This is a genomic window from Psychrobacter sp. GW64-MNA-CIBAN-0177, assembly GCF_040309585.1.
GTDB lineage: Bacteria > Pseudomonadota > Gammaproteobacteria > Pseudomonadales > Moraxellaceae > Psychrobacter > Psychrobacter okhotskensis.
Genome location: NZ_JBEOOY010000004.1, coordinates 71052 through 89684, shown reverse-complemented (window position 1 = coordinate 89684; position 18633 = coordinate 71052). Strand labels below are relative to the sequence as shown.

At 45.1% G+C, this 18633-nt stretch carries 16 protein-coding genes and 1 riboswitch; of the genes, 12 read left to right on the top strand and 4 right to left on the bottom strand.

Features of this window, described 5'->3' with window-relative positions:
- Positions 1-32: 32 nt before the first annotated feature.
- Positions 33-2135 (bottom strand): phosphomethylpyrimidine synthase ThiC, encoded by a 2103-nt coding sequence (gene thiC, locus AAEY79_RS04230; RefSeq protein ID WP_352287394.1) that lies wholly within the window; start codon positions 2133-2135, stop codon positions 33-35.
- 248 nt (positions 2136-2383) lie between these two features.
- A riboswitch (TPP riboswitch) is annotated at positions 2384-2508 on the bottom strand.
- Between the two features lie 290 nt (positions 2509-2798).
- Between thiC and pstS the strand changes: the two genes are divergently transcribed.
- The 5 genes from pstS to phoU all read left to right on the top strand — a co-directional run bounded on the left by pstS (position 2799) and on the right by phoU (position 8176).
- On the top strand, positions 2799-3965 hold the full coding sequence (pstS, locus tag AAEY79_RS04225) for a phosphate ABC transporter substrate-binding protein PstS (protein WP_173240249.1): 1167 nt from the start codon (positions 2799-2801) through the stop codon (positions 3963-3965).
- A gap of 208 nt (positions 3966-4173) precedes the next feature.
- Positions 4174-5127 carry a phosphate ABC transporter permease subunit PstC gene (gene pstC / locus AAEY79_RS04220; RefSeq protein ID WP_010200767.1) on the top strand — a complete coding sequence of 318 codons (954 nt, stop codon included), beginning with the start codon at positions 4174-4176 and terminating at the stop codon, positions 5125-5127.
- 89 nt (positions 5128-5216) lie between these two features.
- A complete protein-coding gene (gene pstA / locus AAEY79_RS04215) occupies positions 5217-6125 on the top strand; it encodes a phosphate ABC transporter permease PstA (RefSeq protein WP_173240248.1) in 909 nt (302 codons plus the stop codon).
- 56 nt (positions 6126-6181) lie between these two features.
- Positions 6182-7114, top strand: coding sequence for a phosphate ABC transporter ATP-binding protein PstB (gene pstB / locus AAEY79_RS04210; RefSeq protein ID WP_407074171.1), 933 nt, complete (start codon positions 6182-6184; stop codon positions 7112-7114).
- 273 nt (positions 7115-7387) lie between these two features.
- The gene (gene phoU / locus AAEY79_RS04205; protein ID WP_025652558.1) at positions 7388-8176 is read left to right on the top strand and encodes a phosphate signaling complex protein PhoU; all 789 of its coding nucleotides are present in this window, start codon (positions 7388-7390) and stop codon (positions 8174-8176) included.
- A gap of 104 nt (positions 8177-8280) precedes the next feature.
- Here the strand turns inward: phoU and AAEY79_RS04200 are convergent, their stop codons facing one another.
- The gene (locus tag AAEY79_RS04200) at positions 8281-8571 is read right to left on the bottom strand and encodes an oxidative damage protection protein (RefSeq protein WP_025652557.1); all 291 of its coding nucleotides are present in this window, start codon (positions 8569-8571) and stop codon (positions 8281-8283) included.
- Positions 8572-9038: 467 nt separating this feature from the next.
- On the opposite strand from AAEY79_RS04200, the gene AAEY79_RS04195 reads away from it, so the two are divergent.
- Complete coding sequence (locus AAEY79_RS04195) at positions 9039-9686, top strand: transposase (protein ID WP_201582567.1); 648 nt, start codon at positions 9039-9041, stop codon at positions 9684-9686.
- A 145-nt stretch (positions 9687-9831) separates the two neighbouring features.
- Here AAEY79_RS04195 and argH read toward each other — a convergent pair whose 3' ends face one another.
- Entirely contained in the window at positions 9832-11205 is a 1374-nt protein-coding gene (argH, locus tag AAEY79_RS04190; protein WP_101211188.1) for an argininosuccinate lyase, read from the bottom strand.
- Between the two features lie 497 nt (positions 11206-11702).
- On the opposite strand from argH, the gene AAEY79_RS04185 reads away from it, so the two are divergent.
- From AAEY79_RS04185 to AAEY79_RS04160, 6 genes are all read left to right on the top strand, one after another.
- Positions 11703-12458, top strand: coding sequence for a histidine kinase (locus tag AAEY79_RS04185; protein ID WP_352287389.1), 756 nt, complete (start codon positions 11703-11705; stop codon positions 12456-12458).
- Between the two features lie 176 nt (positions 12459-12634).
- Positions 12635-13372 (top strand): LytTR family DNA-binding domain-containing protein, encoded by a 738-nt coding sequence (locus tag AAEY79_RS04180; RefSeq protein ID WP_352287386.1) that lies wholly within the window; start codon positions 12635-12637, stop codon positions 13370-13372.
- Positions 13373-13578: 206 nt separating this feature from the next.
- Positions 13579-14613, top strand: coding sequence for a hydroxymethylbilane synthase (gene hemC / locus AAEY79_RS04175; RefSeq protein ID WP_101211190.1), 1035 nt, complete (start codon positions 13579-13581; stop codon positions 14611-14613).
- A gap of 145 nt (positions 14614-14758) precedes the next feature.
- Positions 14759-15745, top strand: coding sequence for a uroporphyrinogen-III synthase (locus AAEY79_RS04170; protein ID WP_101211191.1), 987 nt, complete (start codon positions 14759-14761; stop codon positions 15743-15745).
- A gap of 97 nt (positions 15746-15842) precedes the next feature.
- Positions 15843-16859 (top strand): hypothetical protein, encoded by a 1017-nt coding sequence (locus tag AAEY79_RS04165; protein WP_350588043.1) that lies wholly within the window; start codon positions 15843-15845, stop codon positions 16857-16859.
- Between the two features lie 64 nt (positions 16860-16923).
- Positions 16924-17415 (top strand): thioesterase family protein, encoded by a 492-nt coding sequence (locus AAEY79_RS04160; protein WP_201566250.1) that lies wholly within the window; start codon positions 16924-16926, stop codon positions 17413-17415.
- Between the two features lie 95 nt (positions 17416-17510).
- On the opposite strand, the gene ribBA is transcribed toward AAEY79_RS04160, so the two are convergent.
- Positions 17511-18623: a bifunctional 3,4-dihydroxy-2-butanone-4-phosphate synthase/GTP cyclohydrolase II gene (gene ribBA / locus AAEY79_RS04155; RefSeq protein WP_025652548.1), complete on the bottom strand. Its 1113-nt coding sequence runs from the start codon at positions 18621-18623 to the stop codon at positions 17511-17513.
- Positions 18624-18633 lie beyond the last annotated feature (10 nt).

The following is an 18633-nucleotide window of genomic DNA, read 5'->3' as shown; positions in this document are numbered from 1 at the left end:
AGATTTAAGCTTAAGCATTAAATATTAAACAATCAAACTTCTTTATATAATTTGCGTCCTTCACTATTATATTTGTCGGTCATCTCTGCCATACCTTGGCTCACTTCCTCGGCACTGGCTTCACCAACTTGCCCGACCAGCTCAGTATCTACCTCTTTGAACAGATGACCAGCCCCAGTTAGGTCGCCGGTTTGTGGGGTTACTTTTTTATTTGCGGCAGCCTTATCTAGTCCAGCGGCATAATCTCGCACATTTTGAGTGATTTTCATCGAGCAAAATTTAGGTCCACACATCGAGCAGAAGTGGGCAGATTTGTGCGCGTCTTTTGGTAGCGTCTCGTCATGATATTCACGGGCGGTATCAGGGTCGAGCGCCAGATTAAACTGATCATCCCAGCGGAATTCAAAACGCGCTTTGGACAAGGCATTATCACGAGATTGTGCACCCGGATGGCCTTTGGCAAGGTCAGCCGCGTGCGCCGCGATTTTATAAGTGATGATACCGTCTTTAACATCTTTTTTATTAGGCAGACCTAAATGCTCTTTTGGCGTCACATAGCACAGCATTGCGGTGCCAAACCAGCCGATCATAGCAGCACCAATGGCGCTCGTGATATGGTCATAACCGGGTGCGATATCAGTAGTTAGAGGTCCTAGTGTATAAAATGGCGCGTCGGCACAAACCTCAAGCTGCAAATCCATATTTTCTTTAATACGGTTCATTGCTACGTGACCGGGACCTTCAATCATGACCTGTACGTCATGCTTCCAAGCCACTTGGGTCAACTCGCCAAGGGTACGCAGCTCACCAAATTGTGCTTCGTCGTTGGCATCTTGCAAGCAGCCCGGACGTAAGCCATCGCCTAAACTAAATGCCACATCATACTGTTTCATAATCTCGCATATATCTTCAAAATGCGTGTATAAAAAGCTCTCTTTATTATGAAACATGCACCACTGCGCCATGATAGAGCCACCACGCGAGACGATACCTGTTAGGCGGTTGGCCGTCAGCGGCACGTAGCGCAGTAGTACGCCGGCGTGAATGGTGAAGTAATCAACGCCTTGTTCGGCTTGCTCGATGAGCGTATCGCGGAATATCTCCCACGTGAGGTCTTCTGCCACGCCATCGACTTTCTCTAAGGCTTGATAAATAGGGACGGTACCAATCGGCACGGGCGAGTTACGAATCAGCCATTCGCGGGTTTCGTGAATATGATTGCCCGTAGATAAATCCATGATGTTGTCCGCGCCCCAGCGCGTCGCCCACGTCATTTTTGACACTTCTTCGTCGATAGATGAGCCGAGCGCTGAGTTGCCGATATTGGCATTAATTTTCACCAAGAAGTTACGGCCGATAATCATTGGCTCGGACTCAGGGTGATTGATGTTGTTGGGGATAATGGCGCGGCCAGCGGCTACTTCGCTGCGCACAAATTCAGGGGTAATAATAGTTGGCGTGTTGGCACCAAAGTTCTCGCCATCATGTTGGCGCATATCGGTCAGTTCGTGCTGCTTTTGCGTTTCACGAATGGCGATGTATTCCATTTCAGGCGTAATAATGCCGCGACGGGCATAGTACATTTGCGTGACGTTCTTTCCTGCTAATGCACGGCGTGGTTTGTCGATATGGGCGAATCTAAGATTGGCGGTACTGATATCGCGGGCGCGCGCCAGTCCGTAAGAGCTCGACAATCCGTTCAATTGTTCGGTATCACCGCGCTCAGCAATCCAGCCTTCGCGTAGCTTTGGTAAGCCTTTCGTCAAATCGATCTCGACATTAGGATCGGTGTAAACGCCAGAAGTGTCATAAACATAAAAAGGTGGGTTTTGTTCCCAATCGGTTTCAGGCACGCCTTGTATCGGAGTAGGGTCAAGGGTGATTTCGCGCATCGGTACTTGAATGTCAGGACGTGAGCCCTCGATATAGACTTTTCTAGAAGCGGGAAGGACACGGTGTAGGTCGCGCGCGTCTTCTTCAAAGCGGGCATCATTGGCGGTACGGTGAGCAGGGGTTTTGAGGGCATCGGCTTTTTTATCCGCTTTACTGTCAGTTGTTTGACTAGCATTGGCAGTAAGAGGGGCGTCAGTAGCTGGGATGTGGGTTTGGGCTGTTTGTAAATCTGAAGTAGTCATATGCTGTCCTAGCGTGTTGGTTTTTGAATAAAAGCAACACCGCCAGTAGCTGCGGGGATTGGCCTATATGATACGGACAAATTCAATCGTAAAACAAACCTGCTAGCGCTATCAAACCTAAACGTAGTCAGTGATCTTTAGCTGATTGATGGACGCGACTGATTATTAAAGCGCTATATCCGCATAACAATGCTAGTAGATAGTGGCGATAATAAAAAGGCATTTCTGCGCGCCCTTTGTACTTATATAACATAGGCTTGAGACTTCCCTGCGTCGGTACTAACCGCATCAGGTTCAGCGGGTGATCTCTCAGCGAATGTATCAAAAGGCTTATGAAATAAGCTCGTAATACACCGCACCCCGAGTCTGTCAGTGTTGTAAATCCCCTTCATACTAGCAAAATTCTGCGCGCGCGGCTAATGATATTTGGCTATACGTATCTCGTTTCAACTCTATATTTTATGGCTTTATAAACGCAGCTGGCTAATATCGCCCAACAACGTGACTCAAATTAATTGACTGTCAGGTCCTCAAATGAGACTTTTTTAACACGACTGAAATATTAAAAAGGTTGTCATCAAACTGTCATAAAGATTTGACAAGATAGCACGCATGTCACAAACAAACCTTTTTCATATCGTTGTCAAACTTTAGGAGCCTTACATGCGTTATTCGTTATTAGCAGTAGCCGTTAGTTGTACATTAATGCTCACGGCATGTAATAAATCAACCGACACGGCAGAGCCCACTGCTGATACTAGCAGTAGCGCTGTTACCACGGCTGAAACCACCTCTCAAACAGCCTCTTCTGCTACCACAGGTTTTAAATCTGCTGAAAATATCGCCATGAATATCACGGGTGCAGGTGCATCATTCCCGCAGCCTATCTATGCCAAATGGTCATACGACTATAACGCTGCCACTGGTGGCCAAGTCAACTATCAATCGATTGGCTCATCTGGTGGTATCAAACAAATTCAATCAAAAACCGTTGACTTTGGTGCTTCTGATGCACCGATGACGCCTGAAGAGCTTGAAGAGTCTGGCCTTATTCAGTTTCCAACCGTTATTGGTGGCGTCGTGCCAATCGTCAACATCGATGGTATAGAGCCGGGCGCATTGAAGCTAGACGGTACAACCTTAGCAGATATCTATTTGGGCAAAATCAGTAAATGGAATGACCCAGCTATCAAAGCCATGAACCCAGATCTGACTTTGCCAGATGCGGCAATCACGACGGTATTCCGCTCAGACGGTTCAGGTACGACTTTTAACTTTACGGACTATCTGGCCAAAGTCTCACCAGATTGGAAAGACACGGTTGGTGTTGATAAAACAGTCAAATGGCCGACCTCTGCGACTGGTGCAGGCGGTAAAGGTAACGAAGGGGTTTCAAGCTACGTCAACCGTATGAAAAACTCTATCGGCTATGTTGAGTATGCTTACGCTAAGCAAAACAAAATGTCACATACGGCATTGAAAAATGCAGCTGGCAACATCGTGCAACCATCAGCTGAGACCTTTGCTGCGGCAGGTGATATTGATTGGTCACAGCAAGAAGGCTTTTATAAAGTCATCACCAACTCTGAGACTGACCAAGCATGGCCTATCGCTGCTGCCACCTTTATCTTAGTCCATAAGCAACCAGAGAATCCTCAGCAAGTTGCTGGCGTGTTGAACTTCTTTGACTGGGCTTATAGCCAAGGTGATGATGATGCCATGGCACTAGACTATGTACCATTCTCTGACACGGCAGTGGCCTTGTTCAAAGCAAAATGGAACGACGTAAAAGGTAGCGATGGACAGCCTGTCTATAAACCTGCTCAGTAATTCGATAGTCATTATTTAATAACGATCGAATTACCCTTTCAAACAACTATTCTCCGGTAGTTGTTTGAAAGGTTTTATCACAGCGAATTTAATCGCAAAGCCAATGATATTTATAGCTTCTGATACTTATATCTGCTGAGTTTGTTGTGATAAAACCTGATAAACACACTCATTTTTTAATCTTATCCTATTGAATGCTGAGACACTTATGACAGACTTAAGGTCCCAACTGGCTAAACAAAAACGTTACGATGCTTTATTCGTTAACTCCACCAAAGCATTTGCCATACTGGTATTGATGTCTCTAGGTGGTATTTTAGTGTCGTTAATTGTCGGGGCTTGGCCAAGTATTCAAGAGTTTGGTCTAGGTTTTTATACCAGCAATAACTGGGATACGGTCGCCAATGAATATGGTGCACTTGCACCCATCTATGGCACCTTAGTGACCTCATTTATCGCCATTCTGATAGCCGTGCCAGTGAGCTTTGGCATTGCCATATTTTTGACCGAAATGTGTCCTGCTTTTCTAAAAAAACCACTTGGTATCGCCATTGAGTTATTGGCTGGTATCCCCTCTATCATTTATGGTATGTGGGGCTTGTTCGTCTTCGCGCCGTTTTTTGGCGATCACATCCAACCATGGTTTATTGAACACGTCGGCCCTTTACCGATTATCGGTAAACTGTTTGAAGGCGCACCGATGGGACTGGGTATGTTCACAGCGTCCTTGGTGCTTGCCATCATGATTATTCCCTTTATCGCTGCCACCATGCGCGATGTTTTTTCCGTCGTGCCAGACTTATTAAAAGAATCCGCTTATGGCATGGGTGCGACGACTTGGGAAGTCATGTTCAAGATTATTTTGCCGTATACCAAAGCTGGTGTGGTTGGTGGTGTTATTTTAGGACTGGGCCGCGCATTGGGCGAGACCATGGCGGTGACTTTCTTGATTGGTAATGCCTTTAATATCAGTCCAAGCCTGTTTACCTCTGGGGTTACGATTACCTCAGCGCTGGCCAATGAATTTGCCGAAGCCTCTAGTGAGCTACATCTGGCATCGTTGCTGCATCTGGGCTTAATATTATTTGTGATTACTTTTATAGTGTTGTCCATAGCGAAGCTTATGCTCATGCGCATGGATCATAAAGCAGGCAATCGCTAAGCCAACGTTGTATCAGCACGATAGAGATTAATGTTGTCTAAAAAGATTATCTAAAAAGGCTATCTAAAAAGATATGGGAAACGAATGTTATGCCTAACCCTGCTATCAATGCTACTAGCGCATTACCGGTAAAGACAAGCTTTGAGGCACGTTATAACAAAAGCCTTTATAACAAGCGTCGTCGTCTGAATAAGCTTGGTCTAGGCTTTGCGTTGTCGGCGATGGCGTTTGGCTTATTTTGGCTATTATGGATTTTACTGACCCTGTTCGTTGAAGGTTTTCAAGGATTGGTACAGTTGCCAGTATTTACGGCTGATACCCCACCACCGATGAGCGCAGGTGGTCTACGCAATGCCATTGTCGGCTCAATCATGTTGGCATTTTCAGGACTGTTTATCGGTGCGCCCATTGGCCTGATGACCGGTATTTATTTATCAGAATTTTCTCAAGGCAGTATGCTGGGCAAAGTCACCCGATTTTTAAATGATATTTTGCTATCAGCACCCTCGATTGTGATTGGTCTCTTTATTTATGCGCTGATGGTCAAAGGCAATAATTTTTCTGGTTGGGCAGGCGCGTTGGCGTTGGCATTAATCGTCATCCCTGTGGTCGTACGCACCACAGAAAACATGCTTAACTTAGTGCCTAATAGTATTCGTGAAGCGGCCTATGCATTGGGTACACCAAAGTGGCAACTGGTGACCAAAGTTACGATTAAAGCGGCCAAAGCGGGATTGACCACAGGCGTATTGTTAGCCTTTGCCAGAATTACCGGTGAGACTGCACCATTATTATTCACTGCGTTGAATAATCAATACTTCAGTACCGATATGGGTAAACCTATTGCTAATTTGCCCAACACCATTTATCAGTTTGCGATGAGTCCCTATGACAACTGGCATACCTTGGCATGGTCGGCGGCCTTACTGATTACCTTGTCGGTATTGATATTGAATGTTTTGGCACGGTTTATTGGCAATCGGGGTCACAGTAAATAACAGCTACCAAAAAATCAGGCCTCGTCGGTTTTTACTTAAATTTATATCAAGTCAGGTTGGATACTATTATGAATGATGTCATCAATAAAGCGCCTAAAAAAACGGCGGTTAAAAAGTCTCATATCACTGAAGACAATCTATTAACCAACCCTTTATCGACCAGTGCACAAATGGCTCAGCCAAATGTGGCAAGCTTTAATAAGCAAACCCTGCATGATATTCCGCAGAATATGCCGCCAGCAAAGCTAGAAGTTCGAGATTTAAGTTTTTATTATGGGGATTTTAAAGCCCTTAAAAACATCGACATCGATATTCCGGATAAAAAGGTGACGGCGTTTATTGGGCCTTCAGGGTGTGGTAAATCAACGCTGCTGCGTACTTTTAACCGTATGTATGATTTGTATCCGGGCATGCACGCAGAAGGCAGTATCAACCTTGATGGCAAAAATATCTTAGGTAAAGACGTCGATGTTAACCTGCTACGCGCGCAGGTCGGTATGGTCTTTCAAAAGCCAACGCCATTCCCAATGTCGATATACGATAACGTCGCCTTTGGTGTGCGACTTTATGAAAAGTTAAGCAAAGCTGAGCTGGATAATCGCGTGGAATGGGCGCTAAAAAAATCGGCATTGTGGCCAGAAGTAAAAGACAAGCTAAAAGCGTCAGGCTTGTCTTTATCAGGCGGACAGCAGCAACGACTGTGTATCGCCCGTAGTGTTGCTACCAAGCCTGAAGTGCTGTTGCTTGATGAGCCAACCTCTGCATTGGATCCTATCTCAACGGGTGCAATCGAAGACCTGATTGAAGATTTAAAAAACGACTACACCATCGCTATCGTCACGCATAACATGCAGCAAGCGGCAAGGGTATCGGACTATACGGTCTATATGTATTTGGGCGATATGATTGAGATGGGCGAGACGGATCAGATATTTACCAAACCGGCGCAAAAAGCCACAGAAGATTATATTACCGGTCGTTATGGCTAAGCGCATTGATGATTAAGGTGGGCGACGCTTAGAGTCAGCAATATTGTCGCGTTTTTAGGATATTTTAACTATAGATAAGCTGCACTAATAATAAGACGCTGATAACAAGACGCTGATAACAAGCAAACAGGATGAGTACTTATTGTGAGCAATCATTCGAAGTTTTTAGCATTGACCGAAGTATATCGGCAGCTCGGGTTTGAGCACTCAAATCATGTGCGATTTAATAGGCATACGGTGTCATCAAAACCTAGATTTCAGGGAATACGTTCTATGCAAAATGACAAGCATATCTCCAAAAGTTTTGACCAAGATCTTGATGAAGCGATTCGACTGTTTCTGCATATGGGTGACAGCGCGGCCAATCAGGTCGCCAAGGCCATCCATGCGTTGACCGATAAAAACCAGACGCTGGCACAAGAAGTGATTGATATGGATTTTGACATCAATCGCATGGAAGTCGATTTGGACGAACATATTTTATTGCTGGTTGCCAAGCGTCAGCCCGCTGCTAGTGATTTGCGTTTGGTCATGGCTATTAGCAAGGGTGTGGTCGATTTGGAGCGTATCGGTGATGAAGCAGTAAAAATTGCCCAGATGGCAATCAAAATTATCGCGCAAGGTAAGACTGAATATGGCTATGCGGAAGTGCAGCATCTGAGCAACCAAGTTCGGTTAATGGTACACAATGCGCTAGAAGCTTTTAGTCAGTCGAATGCTGAGCAAGCCTTTGAAGTCATGCGTAACGACAAAGTGGTCAATGATGAGTATCAGTCGGCCATTCGCGCCTTGATGACCTACATTATGGAAGACTCGCGCTACGTCTCAAAAGTCATGAATATCATGTGGGTACTGCGCGCGCTTGAGCGTATCGGTGATCATGCGCAAAACGTGGCAGAGCTGGTTATCAATTATATTAGCGGGCAGGATGTGCGGCATTCAGATTATGCTGAGGTCGAAAAAGCGGTGCAAGAAGCCAATGATCGCATGGCGGCTCGTCAAGCTAGTGCCACGCAAGTTGCTGATACTGATGCTGAGTCAGTAGACAAGCATAAGGATTAAACAGCTATTCAGCTTATCAGGCATTTAGTCTATCAATAAAATCTCAATAAAAAACGCGCCATATTATTTATATAGCACGTTTTTTATAGCAGAAAATCAAAAAATTAGCTTTCTGGCGTCCAACCTTGCGCGCGCTCATAATCTTCATTGTCTAAAAATTTATCACGTTGCTCGGTCAAAAACTGCTTGGCTTTAGGATCCATCATGCTTAGGTGGTTTTCGTTAATGAGCATGGTTTGATGCTCAAGCCACTCTTTCCAAGCTTTGTCAGAGACCGTTTCTTGCAGCTCTTGACCTTTTTTATTAGGAAAAGGGGGATGTGGCATCTTTGGTAATTCTTGCTGATATTTGCGGCAAAATACCGTATTGGCTTGGGGATTAAAACTCTCAGCCATAATGGACTCCTTATTAATTATCAAATGATTGAATCAAATATTGGTATCCCCCTATGATAACGGTCTTGGTAGATTTAACCAAGCCTATCAGGTGTATAGAAGGTAGCCATTCATGGTGTAATGGACATTATTCATGCTGGCGTAGGGTCTAACGCTATATACTGTCTATATTTGCAAGGAATCAAAGCCATGAATCAAAAAACTGCCCTTTTTGTCGTGATAAACACCTCAAAAAGAATGGATGCAAGCTAGGCAAACAACAGTATCAATGTCTAGCTTGCAAACGGCAGTTTTTAGGTGGCAAAAGACTCAATAACCAAACCCTTTGGACGGAATACACTCAGGGCAAACAGACCTACAAACAACTGGCTGACAAGTATAGCTGTAGTCTTAAAACCATTCAAAGACGCTTAGACACAGTCAGTATTGACTATCAAGTTAAGCGACCGAATACTGCTAGCATCATCATGGACACCACTTACTTCGGTCGTAAGTTCGGTTTAATGGTTTTTATGGACAATACCACTAAAGCCGTTCTTTACTACGCGATAGTCAGTCATGAAACCAACAGTGCCTACAAACAAGGAATTGATCATCTAGCATCGTTAGGCGTTGATATACAAAGCATCACCTGTGATGGTAGACGAGGACTGCGTACGTTATTCACCCGCACCCCTTGCCAGATGTGCCAGTTTCATCAGGTGCAAATAGTGACCCGCTACCTCACTCGTCGACCTAAGAACAGTGCCAGTATCGAGCTTAGACGACTTACTTTAGAAATAAAACTGCTTGATAAAGAGGCGTTCATACAGCGCTTAGATCACTGGTATGTGACTCATGAAGCCTATCTCAATGAACGTAGTACCAATGACGATAACAGTAGAACGTGGTACACGCATAAGCGCCTTAGAAGTGCTTATCGTAGCCTCAGAACCAATAGTGATTGGTTATTCATTTATCAAGAATATAAGCATTTAGACATACCAAATACCACCAATTCTCTTGAAGGATTATTCAGTGAGTTAAAGCGACAATTACACAGTCATCATGGTCTAAATGAGCAGCGTAAGTTGCGGTTTATTAAAGACTTTTTAGGGTTAAAGTCACTTAAATAGCATGAATTATGTCCATTAGCGACTACCTTCTACTTTTTAGCATGAATTTTGTCCATTACACCCCATTCATTTTTTTCAACCTAATAAAAAACCCGCCTAGAGAGCGGGTGTGTTTACTAGTAGGCTTATATTTTTATCAAATGTTTTATGCAAACACTTTTAAACGCGCGCGACCATTAACGACGGCTTGCTTGACCTGATTGGGTGCGGTACCACCTAAATGATCGCGAGCGGCCAATGAGCCTTCTAGCGTTAGATACTCAAAGACATCGTCACCGATGGCATCGCTAAATTGCTGTAGCTGTGCCAAAGATAAATCGCTCAAATCGACCCCTTCTTTGATCCCTAAAGCGACGGCATGACCAACCACTTCGTGAGCATCACGGAAAGCGACACCGTTACGCACCAAATAATCAGCCAAATCAGTCGCTGTCGCATAGCCTTTCATCGTAGCAGCGCGCATGTTTTCTTTATTTGGCGTGATATTTGGTAGCATATCAGCGAACGCTAATAGCGAACCCGTTAAGGTATCGACGCAATCAAAGAGCGGCTCTTTGTCTTCTTGGTTGTCTTTGTTATAGGCAAGCGGCTGACTTTTCATTAGACTTAATAGCGTCATTAACTGCCCGAAGACACGGGCGGCTTTACCGCGAACCAACTCAGGTACATCAGGGTTTTTCTTTTGCGGCATGATAGAGGAGCCGGTACAAAAGCGATCTGGAATTTGCACAAAGTTAAATTGCGCGGACATCCAAAGAATAATCTCTTCGCTCATGCGTGACATGTGCATCATTAGAATAGAAGCTGCTGAGGTGAACTCAATGGCAAAATCTCGGTCCGAAACCGCATCGAGTGAGTTTTGACAAATACCTTCAAAACCTAGCAGTTTGGCCGTAATCGTACGGTCGATGGGGAAGGTCGTACCCGCAAGGGCGGCGCTACCGAGCGGCATTTGATTGATACGGCGACGCGCGTCAACGAGGCGTTCGGTATCGCGGTATAACATCTCAAACCAAGCCATTACGTGATGACCAAAGCTGACGGGCTGCGCGGTTTGCAAATGGGTAAAGCCTGGCATGATAGTATCAGTATGCTGCTCAGCCAAATCTAGCAAGCCGCTTTGTAAACGTACCAATAGAGCGATGATATTGTCGGTCTCTTCACGTAGCCACAGGCGGATATCGGTGGCAACCTGATCGTTACGGCTACGACCTGTATGTAGCTTTTTGCCTACCGCACCGACGATATCTGTCAGGCGTGATTCAACGTTCATATGCACGTCTTCAAGCGCAATCGACCAGTTAAACTCACCGGCTTCAATCTCACGTAGTACTTGTTGTAGACCGTCAATAATAGTCGCAACGTCCTCGGCGCTCAAGATATCGCACTCTTTAAGCATGGTGGCATGCGCAATCGAGCCTTGAATATCATGACGGGCAAAACGTTGGTCAAAACCAACCGAAGCGGTGAAGGCGGCAACGAAGCTATCAGTCGCTTCACTAAAGCGTCCGCCCCACATCTGTTGGCCTTGGCTGTTTTGTGGCGCTGCGTTTGTTATAGGGGCATCTGTGCTAAAATCAGTGGCAGATGAATTTTTATTTGAATCGGGATTACTAGGATTTGAAGAATTGGCGTTCATATCGGTCTAAGACAAGTCAAGAGAATAAGAGCTCAAGTATAGCAAATGATGAGGTTGCCTTACTAGCTGCGCGCTTAGAGTTTTTTATTCCCAAGCTCATGGATGTCATGAGACCTTGGCAATGGCTGCTGGCAATCTTTTTTTGGTCGCTATTTGTGGCGATTGTTGATCGTCATAGCGTACCGAGTGGAACCCAGTTTATTATCAAGTTTATAGCAAGGTTTTTTCAAAACTCGTTTGCACTTATATCTTCATTTTATTTAATTGATTATTTACGCCCCGTTTTTAAGCGCCTGTCCATAAGGACAGTTAGTATCTATGTTTTACTAATTTTAACGACCACTACAGCCGTCACTATCACGTTAGTCTTGCTGATTATGATGAACTTTGGCTGGTTTAATCAAAGTTTTGATTTTCTTATTTCAGCTGTTTTACTTTATACGCTGATTACAGCAGGTTTTACCATTGCGGCGTTGCTGTTCTTTTTACATCGCTATCGTGAGTTGAATGCGCTCAAGCAATCGTTTGAATATAAATTGACAGCGCAAAACGATGTGATTAAAGCGCGCCTTGCCCCGCATTTTTTCTTTAATACCATTAATACTTTGGTGTCCCTTATCGAGTCTAACCCATCACGAGCCGCCGACTTATTACAGCACGTGTCAGCATTATTTCGTGCCAGTTTTGAAGGCGCACGCGAGATTAGCTTTGAAGAAGAAATCGCCCTTTGTGAGCATTATCTTGCCATTGAGTCTATCCGCTTAGCAGATAAGCTGATCATGAGTTGGCAGCTTCCCGATGAGGATGTGATGTATGATATGGTCATCACCGCGTTGACGCTACAGAGTGTGATTGAAAAAATGCTGCTGAATGTGGTTGAGATGACGACAGAGACTATTTATATGGATATCGAGGTAGCGTGGCAACAACACCGCGTGACCATCACAATCCATGTGCAGCTGCCCCAAAAAACCTTGATGATTAATTACGATTTGCGCCAGCATATGAATTTTTATATTCAAGCTGAGCGCTTACGGGCTTATTTTGGCGAAAGTGCGGACATTCAAAGTACGGTGACCAGTAAACAAATTGTCACTGTTATTGACTATCCTCTGCAAGACGTCAGTTTATAATACTTTTCTGGTTTTATTCCTATCGGTAACTGACCGTGGCATATTTATTGCAGAATTTATTATACTACTATCGTCGTTGGTTTTAGATGATGGCGATAAAAGTTTAGGAATAAATGCTATTATGTTATTGATACTATTAAAAAATCTACTAAGTATGCCGTAAGAGAGGAGTTTCCATGCGGATTGTAGTTTGTGATGATGAGCCATTGGCACGTGAGCGTTTGGTTAGGATTGTGCAGGAGTCGGGTCATCAAGTGGTTGCGCAAGCAAAGACAGGCGCAGAGGCCATTGTTGCGGTAAAAACTCAACAGCCAGACATCATTTTACTAGACATTCGCATGCCTGAAATGGACGGTGTACGCTGTGCGCAAGAGCTGTCCAAGCTGGAGCATCCACCAGCGATTATTTTTGTCACCGCTTACGATCATTACGCGATTGCGGCGTTGAAAGCCAATGCGATTGGTTACTTATTAAAACCGGCTAACAAAGATGAATTGTTAGAAGCCCTTAATAAGGCCAAAAATCTAAATGCGGCTCAGTTAAATGAAATCCGTAAGCTCGAAGATCCAACGGCGCGTCCTGTGCGTGAACATATCGCGGCGCGTACCCATCGCGGTGTCGAGTTGATTAAGCTCAAAGATATTTATTATTTTACCGCGGATCAAAAGTACGTCAAAGTTCGCCATAAAGACGGTATTGTATTGATTGACGAAACCTTAAAAGAGCTTGAGCAAGAGTTTGAAGACCGACTCTTTCGGGTACACCGCAACGCTATCATCAATCTCATTTTTTTGGACTTTTTAGAGACCTTGGATGCCGGACAGTATCAGATACGCTTTAAAGGTATCGATGAGACGCTAGCGGTTAGTCGCCGTCACCTACCAGCGTTACGTGACAAAATCCAAAGTATGTAACAGACCGTTGCGATAGCGAAATAATCAGCCCATATCATCAAACCCTTATTTATGCTTAAATAGGGGTATTTTTTTGCGTCAGCAGTCATGACATATGGTTTTTATCACCTATTTGATAGGGTGGATTTGCGTGAGGGTTTAGCATCCATTTGGCGTCCATTTGGCATTGACAGCGCATTATCGTACCGAACTTATTGAGGCCCTTTATGAGCAATCCGCAGCAACCTGCTTTGACTACCTTAAATATCGCCACGCGTCAGAGCCCATTGGCGTTATGGCAAGCTGAGCATATTCGTGATCGCCTGTTAGAGATGTATCCTAGCTTGACCATTAATTTGCTAAAAATTGTCACTAAAGGTGACAAAATTTTGGATACACCCTTGGCTAAAATCGGTGGTAAAGGCTTGTTTGTCAAAGAGCTTGAGCAGGCATTGTATGCTAAACAAGCGGATATCGCCGTGCATTCACTAAAAGACGTACCCATGCAGTTACCAGAAGGCTTGACGCTCGGTGTTTATTGCAAACGCGCCTCGCCCACGGATGCCTTTGTCTCCAATACTTATAATAGTATTGATGAGTTGCCACAAGGCGCGGTAGTCGGCACGTCAAGCTTGCGTCGTCAGTGTCAAATCAAAGCCTACCGCCCCGATCTGCAAATCAAAACCTTGCGCGGCAACGTTGGTACCCGTTTGGGTAAGCTGGATGCGGGCGAGTATGATGCGATTATCCTAGCGACCAGTGGGCTACAGCGCATTGAGCTGGATGAGCGTATCCGCGGTGAGCTTGATATCGATGCTTGCTTGCCAGCAGTTGGACAAGGCGCTTTAGCGATTGAATGCCGTGAGGGTGATGCTGAAGTACTAAAACTACTCGCGCCGCTTAATGACGACAAAGCCCGTATTCGCCTTATCGCTGAGCGCGCGCTAAACCGTCATTTAGAAGGTGGTTGCCAAGTGCCAATTGCGGCTTATGCTGTTTTACAAATGGCTGATGAAACCGCCGCCAACAACGATGACAATGGTAATAATGGCAACAATGATAACGGCAATGTATTGTGGCTACGTGGTCGTGTGGGTCAGGCTGATGGTAGTGAGCTGCTAAAAGCGGACAAACGATTAACATTAAGCGGCACACAAGATGAGCAAGAAGCGCAAGCCAATCAGCTCGGTATCGATGTCGCCGATCTGTTGCTCGCTGATGGTGCTGGTGCTATCTTATCAGCGATTTATCATCCTGAATAATACCTCAGTGCTAGTGCTTAAACAGTAAATAAGTACGGCGACTGGCTTGGGCATATAGTGGTAATCGCTTATACGCCCTTTGATTACGCTAACTTTAATTTCATCAGCATTTTGTCATTGTCATTGTGATTATCATGGTAGGTTTATGTCTTACTCAACATCGCAGTCTACTGATTCCAATCGGTCCACTGAGAATTTATCAGCGCCGCAACAAGTGGTCATCAATACGCGCCCGATAGAGCGTGCAGCGCCACTGACCCAGTGTCTACAAGCGGCAGGACTGTCGGTCATTGAGATGCCGATGTTGACATTACAAGCGCGTGCCACGACCGATAAAGACAGACAAATGATGCGGCAGTGGCTGGCAGGTGATTATCAAGCATTGGTTATTGTTAGTCCGACCGCTGCGGCCTCTGGGTTAGCCATGTGGCAAGCACTTGAGGTTGAGCGTCAAAAACCAAATAAGACTACTGAGCTGGTAGAGTCCGCATTGATGGCGTTAGAAACGCCAAGTCATTTGATTGCGGTTGGTGATGCGACTGCTGCTGTCCTCAATAATGCCCAGCTACCCGTGGCCAGTTATCAAGTACGACAGCCTAGCATTGCCAATAATGAAGGTATGCTAGCGATGCCTGAGATAGAAAGTCTACAAGCAGGCGATAAGCTATTGATATGGCGCGGGCTTGGCGGACGTCGTCTGCTAGTCGATACCTTACAGGCGCGCGGTGTGCATATCGATAGTATTGCTTGGTACGAGCGCATCATGCCAGAGGATGCGCAGAGCCAGTATGAGCAATGGTTGCAGGATTTTTATGCACAAAATGCTTTGCAAGCTAATGCCACTGTAGATAGAGTAAAGCCAATTGTCGTGATCAGTAGTGGCACGGCTTTTGAGCATTGGGCCAGTATTGTTGAAGCCGCGGTAGTTAAGGTTTTAGACGAGAAGAATTTAGAAGCAATTGCAAATCAAAGCAAGACCGATAACGCGGCGCTTAAATTATCAGACTTCGCTTATGTCGTATTGGGCGAACGTTTGGCAAACATGGTCGCACAACAGCAGCTGAGCTATTGGCGTGTGGAAGATTTGGCACCAGAAACTATTCTGGCAGCCATTAACTCTAAAACTTTATAAACATATAACTGTGCTAATTGATGACATGCCTTAGTGCTTGATACATTTTTTCGCTCGCTTTAAACATGGTTAACCTTACCAATAACGGTACTGTCTTATGTCAACGAATTCTGAATCATTATCTAGGGATCCTTCTGCTATCCAGCAGCGCCGCCAAGCAAACACCTTGTTGTTGCGTCTGCAATGGTTGGTGATATTGCTACTTATCGCGGCGTTATTAGGCCTATATATTAGCCATCAACGTTTTCAACACAGCGTCAATGAGCGCTTACAAAGCAATGAGCAGGTGATCAGTCGTCTAAATGAGATGGATGATCGCATATTCGCCATGAGTCAGCAGACCTTACCAGAGCCGAGCGTGGCAGCCAGTAACCAAGCTCAGAACCAGCTGGATTTACTGCGTATCCAAATACAGGCAGCCAATAGATTACTGGCTGACAATAACGATAGCGCAGCGATAGACTTACTACGGGGTCTGCACTGGCAATTAGCCCAAAGCAGCAATGAGATTGCCCCGGCGTTGAGCGTCGTCATTAAGCAAAGCTTGCTCAAAGATATCGAACGCCTGCAAGCCCAAAGTGCACAACCAAGCCCATGGCAAATCCAAAATCTAGCGATTCAGAATATTCAAGATTTTTTGCACAGTCATGAGCGGGCAGCGAACAGCAATAGTAATGGCACTAACAATAATAATGGCAATGAGAGCACTCAAAAAAATACTCAGCAAAGTAGAGCAGTAGGCAATAATAATCTTACCTTGAACCGCCGCCAATTAACCATTCATGAAGTTATCATGACATTGAATTTAGCGAGTCAAGCCAGCAATATGCGTGAACAGGATCAGCTTATCAGCTATCTGACGCAAGCTCGTAAGCAATTAAAAACCTTAGTACCACCATCTTCTATGACTGCTAGCAAACAACCTGCGCAATCAGCAGCAAAAAGTATGACGAGCGCTACTAAAAATACAAACGATTTGGCCAAGAATTTAGAAACAATGAAAGCGCCAAGCGACATTGCAGAAGTGATTAATTGGCTCGATCAACTTATTGCCAACGCACCGAAACCAACGCCACTATTGACCACGCAAATTCTAGAAAAACCGCCACGTTAATGTCAATGAGCAAATCTTGTTTAAAATAGTCGTCTATATCAATATTGAAAGATAAGGTTAAAACATGGATAAGAAAAATAAGACAGCCAATCGTGCCGTTGATGTATCAAGCGCTAGCCGCCCTGAGGAATTGGCACATTATCCTATTATTCATCATCAGCCGATTCACTGGGGCGAGATGGATGCGTTTAACCACTTAAACAATGTCGTCTATTATCGTTATGCTGAGTCAGCGCGTATTGCGTATTTGCAGACGTTAGGGATGTTTGATGGCAGTATGGTGACAGTCCTCGCTCAGTCTAGCTGTCAGTATTTACGACCAGTCGTATATCCTGACACTTTATTATTGGGCGTACGCTGTCAACGCTTGGGCACAACCAGTATTGTTATAGAATATAGTTATTATAGCGCTTCGCAGCAAGCGCTGGTCGCTACTGCTGAGGCAGTCGTGGTGCGCTTAGAGAGTGATGGCAAAACTAAGTTGCCTTGGACAACCGAGGAGCGCAAGCGACTGCTCGCATTAGAAACAGCAGTCGGACACACGCCTAAATTTTAAAAATTAACAGCTAATAAATAAAAAAGGCACGCTAACGGTAAAGTAGCGTGCCTTTTTATGTATGACTAATATTGAATCATCCAGCCAATCAAATCCTAAACTTGCTTTGGCGCATGCACAAAATCAACCACGTTCAGATCAAAGCCTGAAAGGGCATAAAACTTCATTGGTGAGGACAATAGGCGCATATCACGCACGCCTAAATGGCGCAAAATCTGTGCGCCAACCCCGATACTACGATAAGGCTGTTGGGTAATGGTAGATAGCGACTCATTATCAGCGGCTTTATCCAAGGCATCGCCCAAATCAATCGGTTGATGACTGCCAATCCAAACCAACACGCCGCGATCTGAGGCACTGATTTCTTCTAACGCCGACTGTACGCTCCAGCCACTACGGCCTGTGGTATCATTTTTAGCAGCAAATAAATCACGCAAAGGGTGGAAGCCGTGTACACGTACCGTACTAACGCCTTCGCTCACATCACCTTTTACCAAGGCTAAATGCGTTTCATCCGCCCCAAATTCGCGGAAGCGATGTAGGGTAAAGGTGCCGTGTTCAGTCTCAAAGGGACGCGACTCAATCTCTTCTACCGTTTGCTCATTGGCAATGCGGTAGTTGATAAGATCAGCGATGGTGCCCATTTTGATGCCGTGCTCTTTTGCAAATATCTCGAGATCATCACGGCGTGCCATTGTACCATCAGCATTGATGATCTCTACAATCACTGCTGCGGGCTCAAGACCTGCCAATCGTGCTAAGTCGCACCCTGCTTCGGTATGTCCGGCACGGTGCAATACGCCGCCGTTTTGTGCCATGATCGGGAAGATATGCCCAGGTTGTACGATGTCTTCAGGTTTTGCTGCAGATGAGACCGCTGCTTGAATAGTGCGCGCGCGATCGGCCGCAGAGATACCCGTGGTGACACCTTCAGCTGCTTCAATTGACACGGTAAAGTTGGTGCTAAATTTTGCCTCATTGCGATCTGACATCAGCGGTAGTGCCAACTGTTGGCAACGTGCTTGTGATAAAGTCAAACAAACCAAACCACGAGCATGGGTAATCATAAAGTTAATATCTTCAGGGCGCACATGGGTCGCTGCCATGATGATATCACCTTCGTTTTCGCGGTCTTCATCATCCATCAAAATAACCATTTTTCCGGCACGAATGTCTTCGATAATCTCAGGAATCGTATCTAAACTCATAGGAAGTCTC